The organism is Nocardia nepalensis, from assembly GCF_048910785.1.
Lineage (GTDB): Bacteria > Actinomycetota > Actinomycetes > Mycobacteriales > Mycobacteriaceae > Nocardia > Nocardia nepalensis.
Map to the genome: position 1 here is coordinate 503,938 of NZ_JBKBET010000005.1, position 11,397 is coordinate 515,334.

Below are 11,397 nucleotides of genomic sequence, written 5' to 3' on the forward strand. Positions count from 1 at the left end.
ATTCAGTACGCGGCGACGGCCCCGTCGAGCGCGTGCTGCAGATCCGTGCGCACCAGCCGGGCGATCTCCGCGGGCTTCGCGGGCAACTCGGTGATCGGCACCCCGAAGTAGAAGCTGGCCCCCTTGGCCTCTTCCTTGGTGACCGGCAGGGTCGGATCGGGTCGGGGCCCGTAGCTCAAACCCATGCTGACCAGCACCGGCTCCGCACCCAACTTCATTGCCCGGAAGGCGATGTGACCGATCCCGCTGCCCACCGCCTGCACTTCGGTGTGGTCGACGTCGTTGCAGGTGCCCTCCGGAAAGACCGCGATCCCGTCGCCATCGGCCATCCGTTCAGCGCAGATATCCATCATCCGCTGACCGGCGGCATTCACCGCCCGCAGGCCGTGGTCCTTGCCGCGGAACACCGGGATACCGCCCATCATGTCGATCTTGCGGCGCTGTTCTTCTTCGAGGAACAGCTCGTCCTTGGCCAGCACGCGCACCCGACCGATCACTCTGCGCAATTCACTGCGCCAGGCCGCGGCGGCGACGGTGTACGGATCGGATTCGGAAAGATGGTTGATCGCGACGAGCAACGGTCGGCGCTCGCGGATCACCTGGTGCAGCAGCTTGCGCGCACCCTCGGCGTACGCGACGCGCGGATGGTATCGACGCCCGAGAATGGCATAGGCGCCCCACGCCTTCAGCCGGTTCTGCCGGTGTTCGCGATAGAAGTTGTAGACAGTGTCCGCATTGTCGAGGAGAACCTCGGGCCGTTCCATGGCCACACACTAACCGGTCGTTTTCCGGGGTTGTCGGGCCGCTGGCGACTGCTCCGGGGTCACTCGAAAGGGACAGCTCGCCACCGGTCCGGGAATCCACCGGCCGCTTGACCGACGAACCACCCGAGACGGTGCGATGATGTCGGAGTGGCACGCGGAGATGACCCGGACGATCGGAAGACTCGCGGCGGACACGGCGACCGCAGGCGACGCGATTTCCGGCACGGCGAGCAGGTGGTGCGCGCCGGCACCCTGCTGGTTTCGGCGACCGAATTGGTCGAACCGACCTTTCGGCGCACCGTCGTGTACATCATCGAGCACAACGACGCGGGTAGCCTCGGCGTCGTACTCAACCGCCCGAGCGATACCGCGGTGCACGATGTGCTGCCGCGCTGGACCGAGGCGGCGGCCGCGCCGCGCACCCTGTTCATCGGCGGCCCGGTCAAACGCGACGCGGCGCTATGCCTGGGTACCGTGCGGGTCGGCGCGTCGATCGCCGGTGTCTCCGGGCTACGCCGGATCGATGGCCGCGTGGTGCTCGTCGACCTCGACGCGGACCCGGACAAGATCACCCCGCTGATCGAGGGTCTGCGGATCTTCGCCGGCTACGCGGGCTGGACCTTCGGCCAGCTCGAGGGCGAACTGCAGAACAACGACTGGATCGTGCTCTCCGCCCTGCCCTCCGACCCGATCAGCACCGGCCGCTCGGACCTGTGGGCCCATGTCCTGCGTCGCCAGCCGCTGCCCCTCTCGCTGCTCGCGACACACCCGATTGAACTGGAACGCAACTAGGGACGTGGTCTGCATGAAGGAGGAAATACCGACATGCGACATGACGACTGATCCGGCGAGAACATGCATAACTCGTCGGGGACGCCCAGAAGTCAACTACCCCAACAACCGTCGGCCCGCGACGAAGCTCAGGGACTGCCCAACAACCGGCAAAAGACGCGGGAAGGCGGGGGAGCAGGTGACCAATGCCCGAAGAACAAGCCGAGCTGATGCGAGTTCTCTATCAGGAACATGCTTCGGCGCTATGGCGGTACACGCTCGGCTTGGTTCGCGATCCAGGTCGGGCCGAGGACATCGTGCAAGAGACGTTGTTGCGAGCTTGGCAGCGCCCGAATGTGCTCGATCAATCCACGACATCGGCGCGGGCCTGGTTGTTCACGGTCGCACGCAATCTCGCCGTGGATGAGCATCGCAGCGCCCGCAACCGGCGCGAGTTCCGCACCGACAACCCGCCGGAGCAGGCCGCACCGGATCAGGCCGATCGGGCCCTGGACGGCTGGCTGGTCGCGGACGCGCTGGGACGGCTCAGCGCCGATCATCGCGAGGTGATCGTGCGCGCCTACTATCGAGGACTTTCCACTCACCAGATCGCCGACGAACTCGATATCCCGGCGGGCACGGTGAAATCCCGTATGCACTACGGCATGCGGGCCCTACGGCTGGCATTACAGGAGATGGGGGTGACGAACCAATGACGGATATTGCCGACGACTACTCGACGTGGGACGCACCGTACGTTCTCGGCTCCCTGACCCGCACCGAACGGCGGGAGTACGAAGAGCATCTGGCGGGCTGCCCGGTCTGCCGGGCCGCGGTGTCCGATATCGCCGGACTCCCGGGATTGCTGGCCATGGTCGAACCCGACACCGCGCTCGCGATGATCGAGCCACCGGAAGTGCCCGCGTCCGAACCGGTCCCGCCCGCACAGCTGCTGCCCCGGCTCGCCGACGCCGCCGAGCGGCGCAGGCGCCGCAGCCGGTGGGCTTCCGTCGGTGCTGCCATCGCGGCGGCGGCCGCGGCGGTGGCCATCGCGGTTCCGGTGGTGACCTCGGTCACCGCCGTGGATCAGACGAGCACCGAACAGGTTGTGGCCGAACGCAGTATGCAGGCGATCAAGCCGAACCCGGTGACGGCCAGCTTCAAAGTCGTTCGGGCCGACGGCAAGACGCGGATCGTGATGACCTGCAGCTACGGCCCGAGCGATCAGCGCTACAACTGGAATCTCGACCTGTACGTCATCGGCACCGACGGCAGCCAGAGCAAACTCGATCAGTGGCCCGCCGGGCCCGGGACCGAGCTGACGATCGACCGGACCGTGGACAAGGCGCCGGAGCAGATCCAGGCGGTGCAGATCCGGTTGGCGTCGACGGGCGAGACGCTGCTGGCCGGCACTATCTGATACGCGGCGATCCCCCGCCTGGTAACAGGCGGGGGATCGATTGTGCCGCTGTCGAATCAGCGGGTCTTCTTGCGGAAGACCGAGGTCGACCAGGCGTATCCGAACACCGCGATGCCGACGCACCAGGCGATGGAGATGATGCCGTTGTTGCCGATCTCGGTGCCCATGAGCAGACCGCGGATGGTCTCGGTCAGCGGGGTGAAGGGCTGGTATTCGGCGAACTGACGCAGGCCGACCGGCATGGTGTCGGTGCCGACCAGGCCGCTGCCGAGGAACGGCAGCATGATGATCGGGAACAGCCCATTGCTCGCGCTCTCCGGATTCGGCGAGATCAGACCCAGCGCGACCGCGAGCCAGGTGAGCGCGAAGACGAGCAGGGCGAGCAGCCCGAATGCGGCCAGCCATTCGACCACATTCGCCGACGGCCGGAAACCGATGAGCAGTGCGACCAGAACCATGGCGACGATGCCCAGTACGGCCTGGATGAGCACACCGATCACATGTCCGGTGAGTATCGAGGACTGGGAGATCGCCATGGTGCGGAACCGGTTGACGATGCCCTTGGTGGCGTCGGTATTGATGGACACCGCTGCCGACGCGGTCATATAGGCCGGGATCATCAGCAGCATGCCGGGTGTCAGGTAGTCGATGTAGTGGCCGCCGGAGGACTTCTCCAGCGCGCCGCCGAATACGAAGTTGAACGTCAGCAACAGCACGATCGGCATCAGGACGACGCCGAAGGTCATGCTGGGATAACGCTTGGCGTGCAACAGATTGCGGCGCAGCATGGTCGCCGAATCGGCGAGCGCGTAGGACGTGCTCATCGCACGGCCTCCTTTTCGAGGGTCGGATCGACGGCATCGTCGGTCGAATGTCCGGTCAGAGTGAGGAAGACGTCATCGAGGTTGGGCGTGTGCACCGCGAGGCCCTCGACCTCGATCTGCTCGTAGTCGAGCCGGTCGAGCACGGAGCGCAGCGATCTGACGCCGCCGTCGCTGGGGACGGCGAGTGTGAACTCTTGCGCGTCGAGCAGGCGTGCGGCTTCGCCGAGTGCGCGCGTCGCGGCGTCCAGCCCGGCCTGATCGGCGAACTCGAGCCGGATGTAGCCGCCGGGCACCAGCCGCTTCAGTTCCGCCGCGGTGCCTTCGGCGACGATATGGCCGCGATCGAGCACGGCGATCCGGTCGGCGAGTTGATCGGCCTCGTCCAGGTACTGCGTGGTGAGCAAGACGGTCACGCTGTAGTCGTCGACCAGCCCGCGGATGATGTCCCACATGGCCCGCCGGCTGCGCGGATCCAGGCCGGTGGTCGGCTCGTCGAGGAAGATGATGCGCGGGTCGCCGACCAGCGTCATGGCCAGGTCGAGCCGGCGAACCATGCCGCCGGAGTAGGTGGCCGCGGTCTTATCGCCCGCATCGACCAGATCGAAGCGCTCGAGCAGTTCGGCGGCCAGGCGCTTGCTCTCGCGGCGCGGCAGATGGTGCAGATCGCCCATGAGGATCAGGTTTTCCCGACCGGTCAGCAGTTCGTCGACCGCGGAGAACTGGCCGGTCACGCCGATCGCGGTGCGCACGGCATCGGGCTCGACGGTCGGATCGTGGCCGTCGACGCGGATTTCGCCCGCATCGGCCTGGATCAGCGTGGTGAGGATCTGCACGGTGGTGGTCTTGCCCGCACCGTTCGGACCGAGGAGGGCGTAGATCGTGCCCTGCGCGACCGTGATGTCGATGCCATCGAGCACCACCTGCTCACCGAACGATTTGCGCAGGCCCAGCGCCGAAATGGCGGGGGCGCGATGACCGCTGGTCATGTTCTTCCTTTCGCGGAAATTTTCATAAAATAATGCGAATGACAGCATGAGTTATCCGCACCGCGACCGGAGTCCGGTGCGGCGTTCGATAGTGGTGTTCGGTTGTCCGGGGTGACGCTCCGGCTAGATGTCGAGTTCCTCGACCGGCGGGCGATCGGCGATCTGAGCCACCCGCTCGTAGAGCTTGTCCGGAATCTTTCCCTTCAATTCGCCCAGCGAATCGACGACCTCGAAAATGAAGTCGCCCCAGTCCTGATCACCGACGCCGAGCATGCGACGCCAGTTCGTCAGATCCTTGACCCAATTGGAGCTCTGCGGGTATTCGTCCCAGTTCGAGTACTGCGCGTGCATGACGAACTTGCCCTTCCGGCTGCGATACACCCGGACGTGTTCCATCCGCTCTTCGTTCACGTCGCGGTGCTCGCCGAGCAGGGCGCCGGAGAAGCGGACCTGGCGCACGCCGTTGTGACCGACCCGCAGCACCACCTCGTCGTAGCCCTCCAGCCTGCCCTCCTCCAGCTCGATGAACCGCCGCAGCGCGGTGGTCACCGCTCCCGAGAGGTTGCCGCCGACCAGCTCCTGCGCGCGCTGGAACAGCGGCAAATCGTCATCGGCAACGTAGATCGTCTTGTTGGGCATGAACTCACTATACGTAGATGTATACGTACACGCAAGCCTCAGGGAATTCTCAAAGTGCATCTTGCGCGAGGCATTGAACCCAGCCGGAGTCCAACTCGTATTTCACGTGTACGCGATGTGCGATCGTGGTGGATGTGCTGGGCGCGCTCCGCAGGTCGCTGCGAGAGGAGTGCCGATGCCGAGCAGGGTCGTAGATTATCTGGTTCGAGCGGTTTCCACCCTTGGCGTGCGACATATCTTCGGTGTCGACGGCGCGAACATCGAGGATCTGTACGACGCGCTCTTCGACGCGCCCTATGACGTCACCGGAATCGTTGCCAAGCACGAGTTTTCGGCCGCCACCATGGCCGACGGCTATGCCCGTTCGACCGGCGGGCTCGGTGTCGTGGCCGCCACCTCCGGCGGCGGTGCGATGAATCTCGTTGCCGGACTTGCCGAAGCGTACGCATCGCGGGTGCCGGTGCTGGCGCTGGTCGGCCAGCCGCCGACCGCATTGGAGGGGCGCGGCGCGTTCCAGGACTCCAGCGGACTCGCCGGCACCATCGATGCGGTCCGGATGTTCGGCGAGATCACCCAGTACTGCGCCCGCGTCGAGACCGCCGCCGACCTTCCCGACATGGTGGCCAGGGCAGTCGGCGGCGCCCGGCGCGGCGGGCCCGCCGTGCTGTTGCTGCCCAAGGATGTGCAGCAGAGCGATATCGGTGATGTTGCGCCGTTCCGGTTGCCACCGCCGACGCACCGGCGCGATGAGAGCGGCATGGCACGGGTGCGTGCGGCGCTGACCGCGGCCCGCAAGGTCGGCAAGATCGTGATCATCGCGGGCGACCAGGTGGCGCGCGACGATGCGCGCGGCGAACTCGCCTGGCTGGCACGGACATTGGATGCCGTGGTCGGTGTCGCGCCGGATGCGAAGGACACCTATGACAACGCCGACCCCGCATTCTGCGGCGTCGCCGGGAGTATGGGGCATGCTGAGTTGTCGGCGGCCCTGCGCTCCGCGGCGCTGTGCCTGATCATCGGCACGCCGATGCCGATCACCGCGCGCACTGGGCTGGATGAACTGCTGGCCGAAGGCAACGTCGCGCATATCGGCGTCACCGCGCCGTATGTGTCAGCGATCCACGCCACGAGCACCGATCTCGCCCTCGATCTGGCGGCGCTCGCGGATGAATTCAGCGGCGACACAAAGATGTCGAACCCCAACCGCCCGTATACGCCGCAGGCACTGACGCCCTTGCTCGTACCCGAAGCGACCGGACCCGGTCTACGCTACCGCGAGTTGGTCGAGACCATCGAGGCGCTATTACCGGCGGGCACCGATGTTTTCGCGGATGCCGGCAATACCGGCGCGGCCGTGGTGCATCATCTGCGGGTGCCGCAGGGCGGCCGATTCGTGGTCGCGCTCGGCATGGGCGGGATGGGTTACGCCTTCGGCGCAGCAATAGGTTCGGCATTCGCACGCCATCGCGGTCCCTCCGGGACCAGGCGCACCGTTGTCATCGCCGGTGACGGCGCCTTCTACATGCACGGCATGGAATTGCACACCGCGATCGAACACGACCTGCCGGTCACGTTCATCGTGCTGAACAACAACGCGCACGCCATGTGCGTCACCCGCGAACAGCTCTACTACCAGGATCGGTACAGCTTCAACCGATTTCGGCCAGCACATCTGGGAGCCGGCATCGACGCGATGTTCCCTGAACTGCCCGCGTACTCCGTCCGTACTACCGAAGACCTGGCCATCGCACTGGGGCGATGCGTCGAAACCGAAGGGCCGTCGTTCATTTCGATCGACGTCGACCCCGACGAGGTTCCACCGTTCATCCCGTTCCTCGCGACATTGGAGAAGAAGCAGTGACGACAAGCGCCCTCCCCGCCCTCAGCGATATCCCCGACGATGTGATTCCCGGCGTACTGCGGATCGAGAACTCCGATAAGGACGCCACCACCCCGATCATCATGGACATGTTGCGGTCGGTGTACCCGCACGACCAGATCTTCGGCGAATTCTGCCCGGTGCAGGCGTATATCGCCGCACCGCCGCAGGAGGTGTTCGACTACCTCGCCGATACTCGCTGCCTGGAGGAATGGACCTACAGCCTGCGCGGATTCGTGGAAACCGAGGAACCGGGGCTGTGGCTGGCCTTCGACCGGCTCGGCCCATCGACCAAGATCTTCACCCGCACCGTCGCACACCGCGAGGCCATGACCGTCGACTACCACTGCGCCTGGGACCAGAGCCAGCACCTGTGGATGATCTACCTGCTGCGGGTGATCGACGCCCAAGTGGTGTTCAACAAGCCGGGTTCGGTGGTGCTGTGGGTGAACTGCCATCACCCGTTCTACGACGAAAACCCCTATCCCGAAACGGCTCCCGAAAAGCGGCCGGTATGGGTGGGCGACTTCTGGGAGATGTTCTCCGCCGGGCACCAGCTCGAGATGGACAACCTCAAGGCGATCTGCGAATACCGTGCGGCGCACGGCCTGCCGATCAAGCCCGACTGGATGAAGTGAGGCCACACCATGATCTCGAACTCCGAAGTACCCTTTGGCCCCGGCGCTAGTAGCCTGCCGACGGTCAGCCTCGTCGATGTGGCGAGCTATCTGCCGGGTGAACCGGTCGGCACCGAATACTTCACGCAGTACAGCCGATCCGACCGGATGGCCAAGAACGTCATGTTCCGCTCGCCCAAGGCTCGCCATCATGTGGCCAGGGACGAGACCGCGGTGGATATGGTCGAGCGCGCCGTCGCGCCGCTGATCGAACGCCATGGCGCATCGGCGATTTCCGATATCGATGTGCTGATCACACACACCCAGCTCCCGGACAACCCGGTCATGGGATGCGGTCCCGAGGTGGCCCGCCGCCTCGGCATGCAGCCCCGATTCGTCTACGACGTGCACAACGGCGGCTGCGCGGCCTTCGTGCACATGATGGCGATGGCCAGGATGATCCTGCAGACCACCGACGCGCGCACCGCGCTCATCGCGGTGTCGCAGAACTGCGCGGGCCCGGTCTTCACCCAGCCCGAGATCCGCAAACTCGCCCAGGCCCCGGTGCCCGGCGACGGCAGCGGCGTCGGACTGCTCGTCAAGGACGATTCCGCACCGATCCTCGATATCGAATGCCGCACCTATCCCGAATTCGCCGGGGATATGGAGTTCTCGACCAATGGCGAGCGCAAGTACTGGGAGCCGGGCGAGGGTCAGGGCTGCGTCAGCTTCACCGAATCGAAGATCACCAAGGTGTTCGCGCGCGGCAATCGGCTGGTGCCCGAGGTGGCGCTGGCGGTCTGCGATCGGATCGGGGTGAAGGGTCGCGATATCGACACCTTCGTCACCAACCAGCCGAACCGGCTGTTCCTGCGCAACTGGCACGATGCGCTGGAACTGCCGCCGGAGCGGCATCCCGACACCTTCGACCAGTGCGGAAACCTCTTCGCCGCGGGCATTCCCGTCACCCTCGATACCGAGAACCGGGCCGGTCGGCTGCGCAACGGATCGGTCGTGCTGCTTTCGGCCTTCGCGCACGCCGGTGATTTCGCCGGGGCCGCGGCGGTGCGCTGGGGTGCGGCGCGATGAGCATGCGGTTGGCCGATGAGTCTCGGCCCTCGCAGCAGCAGCATCGCAGCCGGCGACCGCAGCCACGGTTCGATCTGAGCCTGAGCGAAAACCCGTTTCCGCCACTGCCTTCGGTACTGCTCGCGGTGAACGACGTACTGGCACAGGCCAACCGCTATCCGGAATTCCTGCCGCAACGACTGCCCCGGCTGATCGCGGGCCGTGTCGGGGTGCATTCGGATCAGGTGGTGGTCGGATCCGGTGCGACCGGGGTGGCCATGCAGATCATCCAGGCGCTGACCACCCGCGGGGCCGGGATCGTCTACGGGTCGCCGACCTTCGACGGCTATCCGATCATGGCGGAGATGGCCGATCTCGACGTCGTCCCGGTGGCCCTCGACGCCGCAGGCAATCAGGATCTCTGGGCGATGACCAGGGCCATCGACAAGCGGACCGGTCTGGTGGTGGTCTGCCGTCCGCACAATCCGACCGGCACCGTGCTCCCGGCCAGTGAGTTGAAGGCGTTCCTGTGCGCGGTGCCGCGTCGGGTGCCGGTCATCCTGGACGAGGCGTACGCCGAATTCCTCGGACCCGCCGATCAGGTCGACACCCTGGCACTGCTGAATCGGCATCCGAATCTGCTCGTGCTGCGCACCTTTTCGAAGGCCTATGGGCTGGCCGGACTGCGCATCGGCTACGCCTTCGGCCACCGCGACCTGATCGGCCGGGTGCGCAGGCTGCAATTGCCATTCGGGGTGAGTTCGGCTGCGGTGGCCGCGGTCGCCGCGTCCTACGCCGCCGAACCTGAACTCGCCGCGCGCATCCTGCGCATCACCACCGAACGCGAGGCCCTGCGCAGCGCGTTGCTACGCCGACACATCGCCGTGCCGCGCAGCTACGCAAACTTCCTGTACCTGCAGGGCCCCGGCGTAGCAACGGCGCTGCGCCGGGCCGGCATCGCGGCCAAGGCGTATCCCGACGGCAGCGCCCGCGTCGCCGTCGGAGACCCCGAGGCGGACAACGCGGTGCTGAAGGCGCTGGAGTCATTGCGCTAGGTGGTGTCGGAGCGGCGGCGTGCGCCGGCTGCGCCGCCGCCCTCAGCCGTGCTATCCGATGCAGTTATGGCGATGACCTTGCGGCTCGATGACGAAGACGACCGCATGCTGACCGAGGAAGCCGCGCGCGCCGGCCGCTCCAGGCAAGAGATCGCGAAGGAAGCGATCCATCTGTATCGAGGCGAGGCTGGCGCGCGCCATTGAACGGCACGCCGAATTGCTGGAATGGCTCGAGTGACCTGTACCGGTCCACGAGCTGCTCTCGAGCGCGCGGTGGTTCGATGGGGTTATGCGGTGGCGGAAGTACCAGGTGAATGCGGCACCGGCGCAGGGGACCGCGAGTCGGGTGCTGTTGCGATTCACGTTGGGGCGGCGCGAGGTCATCGTTCGCCAGACTGTCATCGAACCGGGTGGGACCAGCGGCTGGCACTATCACGACGGCGCGCTGCTCGTTCTCGTCGCCCGCGGCACCCTCGACCATCCCGGCGCCGACTGCGCCCCGGTCACCTACCGGCGCGGCCGAATCTTCCGCGAACCCAGCGGCCCGGCCCATCCCCATGTCGCGCGCAATCTCGGAACGCCCCCGGTGACCTTGTTCGTGCTCTACCTGACCCCGGTCGGCAGCCCGCTGTCACACCACGTCACACCGCCTGAATGCGCCGACGAATAGGCGCTGCACACGCCGACCGGATGGGCTTCCCGGCAGTCGTGCCGCACTGTCGCGGTGGGCATCGCAGTTCGAACTTCGGATGGGGATCCGCGGCAGGACCTGATGACCGCAGCTATCAATCCGGACAGGGCACTACCGCGATCCCATCAAGATGGCTTGACCAAATGGCACTCGCCAGGTGATCCGCAACCTCAACTCCTCGGAAACCCGGGAGCGAACTCAGTTGGTCGGCGCGCAAGCGTCGCGCAACGAGCACGCGCCGCAGGAAGAGCCGCAGCCGCCGATCTCCTGCGCCGGAACCAGCGCCTCGACCGCGCGAGCGGCGGCATTGGCGCCGGCGCCGAGGGTGAACAGCGCGACGGCCGCGGTGAGTACCGCGACGATTACCGCCGGGAATCCGCCCGCGGCGAGGGCGACGAGTCCGCCCGCGAACAGCAGTGCGCCAGCGGCCACGGACGTGGGGGCGGCAACGCGGTTCGCGATGCGGAAGGTCTCTTCATCGTGCAGTGCCGCTTCGGTGTGCACTCCGACAAAGCGGTTGCGCGGAAGACGGCCGGTCAGTCCGAGCACGCCGGTTGCGATGGCCACGAAGGCCAGCACGAACAGGGTGAGAGCGACGACGAACACCCAAGCAGGCTAGCGCACCGCCGCCGCGGCGCGCCGGGCCAGTCCCCCGCGACCGTCCAGCCCTTGCGCCGCGCGAG

14 protein-coding genes are annotated in these 11,397 nt (G+C 66.3%); 9 read left to right on the forward strand and 5 right to left on the reverse strand.

Annotated elements, in window-relative coordinates; genetic code table 11:
* Window positions 1-2: 2 nt before the first annotated feature.
* Window positions 3-764 carry a lysophospholipid acyltransferase family protein gene (locus tag ACHQ4I_RS06630; protein WP_420770764.1) on the reverse strand — a complete coding sequence of 254 codons (762 nt, stop codon included), beginning with the start codon at window positions 762-764 and terminating at the stop codon, window positions 3-5.
* A gap of 147 nt (window positions 765-911) precedes the next feature.
* Here ACHQ4I_RS06630 and ACHQ4I_RS06635 point away from each other — a divergent pair, with 147 nt between their 5' ends.
* From ACHQ4I_RS06635 to ACHQ4I_RS06645, 3 genes are all read left to right on the forward strand, one after another.
* Window positions 912-1,556 (forward strand): YqgE/AlgH family protein, encoded by a 645-nt coding sequence (locus tag ACHQ4I_RS06635; protein WP_420770765.1) that lies wholly within the window; start codon window positions 912-914, stop codon window positions 1,554-1,556.
* Window positions 1,557-1,741: 185 nt separating this feature from the next.
* Window positions 1,742-2,251 (forward strand): sigma-70 family RNA polymerase sigma factor, encoded by a 510-nt coding sequence (locus ACHQ4I_RS06640; protein WP_420770766.1) that lies wholly within the window; start codon window positions 1,742-1,744, stop codon window positions 2,249-2,251.
* Window positions 2,248-2,955, forward strand: coding sequence for a zf-HC2 domain-containing protein (locus tag ACHQ4I_RS06645; protein WP_420770767.1), 708 nt, complete (start codon window positions 2,248-2,250; stop codon window positions 2,953-2,955). Before ACHQ4I_RS06640 ends, ACHQ4I_RS06645 begins: the two co-directional genes overlap by 4 nt.
* A gap of 56 nt (window positions 2,956-3,011) precedes the next feature.
* On the opposite strand, the gene ACHQ4I_RS06650 is transcribed toward ACHQ4I_RS06645, so the two are convergent.
* The 3 genes from ACHQ4I_RS06650 to ACHQ4I_RS06660 all read right to left on the reverse strand — a co-directional run bounded on the left by ACHQ4I_RS06650 (window position 3,012) and on the right by ACHQ4I_RS06660 (window position 5,404).
* A complete protein-coding gene (locus tag ACHQ4I_RS06650; protein WP_420770768.1) occupies window positions 3,012-3,779 on the reverse strand; it encodes an ABC transporter permease in 768 nt (255 codons plus the stop codon).
* The gene (locus ACHQ4I_RS06655) at window positions 3,776-4,765 is read right to left on the reverse strand and encodes an ATP-binding cassette domain-containing protein (protein WP_420770841.1); all 990 of its coding nucleotides are present in this window, start codon (window positions 4,763-4,765) and stop codon (window positions 3,776-3,778) included. The genes ACHQ4I_RS06650 and ACHQ4I_RS06655 overlap by 4 nt, the downstream gene beginning before the upstream one ends.
* 123 nt (window positions 4,766-4,888) lie before the next feature.
* The gene (locus ACHQ4I_RS06660) at window positions 4,889-5,404 is read right to left on the reverse strand and encodes an EXLDI protein (protein WP_420770769.1); all 516 of its coding nucleotides are present in this window, start codon (window positions 5,402-5,404) and stop codon (window positions 4,889-4,891) included.
* Window positions 5,405-5,579: 175 nt separating this feature from the next.
* Here ACHQ4I_RS06660 and ACHQ4I_RS06665 point away from each other — a divergent pair, with 175 nt between their 5' ends.
* The 6 genes from ACHQ4I_RS06665 (at window position 5,580) to ACHQ4I_RS06690 (ending at window position 10,693) form a co-directional block, all read left to right on the forward strand.
* Window positions 5,580-7,265, forward strand: coding sequence for a thiamine pyrophosphate-binding protein (locus tag ACHQ4I_RS06665; RefSeq protein ID WP_420770770.1), 1,686 nt, complete (start codon window positions 5,580-5,582; stop codon window positions 7,263-7,265).
* Window positions 7,262-7,921 (forward strand): SRPBCC family protein, encoded by a 660-nt coding sequence (locus tag ACHQ4I_RS06670; protein WP_420770771.1) that lies wholly within the window; start codon window positions 7,262-7,264, stop codon window positions 7,919-7,921. Before ACHQ4I_RS06665 ends, ACHQ4I_RS06670 begins: the two co-directional genes overlap by 4 nt.
* 9 nt (window positions 7,922-7,930) lie before the next feature.
* Window positions 7,931-8,989, forward strand: coding sequence for a 3-oxoacyl-ACP synthase III family protein (locus tag ACHQ4I_RS06675; RefSeq protein WP_420770772.1), 1,059 nt, complete (start codon window positions 7,931-7,933; stop codon window positions 8,987-8,989).
* Complete coding sequence (locus ACHQ4I_RS06680; protein WP_420770773.1) at window positions 8,986-10,023, forward strand: aminotransferase class I/II-fold pyridoxal phosphate-dependent enzyme; 1,038 nt, start codon at window positions 8,986-8,988, stop codon at window positions 10,021-10,023. The genes ACHQ4I_RS06675 and ACHQ4I_RS06680 overlap by 4 nt, the downstream gene beginning before the upstream one ends.
* Before the next feature lie 66 nt (window positions 10,024-10,089).
* On the forward strand, window positions 10,090-10,227 hold the full coding sequence (locus ACHQ4I_RS06685) for a ribbon-helix-helix protein, CopG family (RefSeq protein ID WP_420770774.1): 138 nt from the start codon (window positions 10,090-10,092) through the stop codon (window positions 10,225-10,227).
* An 85-nt stretch (window positions 10,228-10,312) separates the two neighbouring features.
* Window positions 10,313-10,693 (forward strand): cupin domain-containing protein, encoded by a 381-nt coding sequence (locus ACHQ4I_RS06690; RefSeq protein ID WP_420770775.1) that lies wholly within the window; start codon window positions 10,313-10,315, stop codon window positions 10,691-10,693.
* 219 nt (window positions 10,694-10,912) lie between these two features.
* Here ACHQ4I_RS06690 and ACHQ4I_RS06695 read toward each other — a convergent pair whose 3' ends face one another.
* Complete coding sequence (locus tag ACHQ4I_RS06695; RefSeq protein WP_420770776.1) at window positions 10,913-11,320, reverse strand: SdpI family protein; 408 nt, start codon at window positions 11,318-11,320, stop codon at window positions 10,913-10,915.
* Between the last annotated feature and the right edge of the window lie 77 nt (window positions 11,321-11,397).

Excerpts from the sequence above, each read along its gene's own strand:
- ACHQ4I_RS06630 (WP_420770764.1), bottom strand. The coding sequence starts at position 764 with ATGGAACGGCCCGAGGTTCTCCTCGACAATGCGGACACTGTCTACAAC.
- ACHQ4I_RS06640 (WP_420770766.1), top strand. The coding sequence starts at position 1,742 with ATGCCCGAAGAACAAGCCGAGCTGATGCGAGTTCTCTATCAGGAACAT.
- ACHQ4I_RS06645 (WP_420770767.1), top strand. The coding sequence starts at position 2,248 with ATGACGGATATTGCCGACGACTACTCGACGTGGGACGCACCGTACGTT.
- ACHQ4I_RS06650 (WP_420770768.1), bottom strand. The coding sequence starts at position 3,779 with ATGAGCACGTCCTACGCGCTCGCCGATTCGGCGACCATGCTGCGCCGC.
- ACHQ4I_RS06655 (WP_420770841.1), bottom strand. The coding sequence starts at position 4,765 with ATGACCAGCGGTCATCGCGCCCCCGCCATTTCGGCGCTGGGCCTGCGC.
- ACHQ4I_RS06660 (WP_420770769.1), bottom strand. The coding sequence starts at position 5,404 with ATGCCCAACAAGACGATCTACGTTGCCGATGACGATTTGCCGCTGTTC.
- ACHQ4I_RS06665 (WP_420770770.1), top strand. The coding sequence starts at position 5,580 with ATGCCGAGCAGGGTCGTAGATTATCTGGTTCGAGCGGTTTCCACCCTT.
- ACHQ4I_RS06675 (WP_420770772.1), top strand. The coding sequence starts at position 7,931 with ATGATCTCGAACTCCGAAGTACCCTTTGGCCCCGGCGCTAGTAGCCTG.
- ACHQ4I_RS06680 (WP_420770773.1), top strand. The coding sequence starts at position 8,986 with ATGAGCATGCGGTTGGCCGATGAGTCTCGGCCCTCGCAGCAGCAGCAT.
- ACHQ4I_RS06685 (WP_420770774.1), top strand. The coding sequence starts at position 10,090 with ATGGCGATGACCTTGCGGCTCGATGACGAAGACGACCGCATGCTGACC.
- ACHQ4I_RS06690 (WP_420770775.1), top strand. The coding sequence starts at position 10,313 with ATGCGGTGGCGGAAGTACCAGGTGAATGCGGCACCGGCGCAGGGGACC.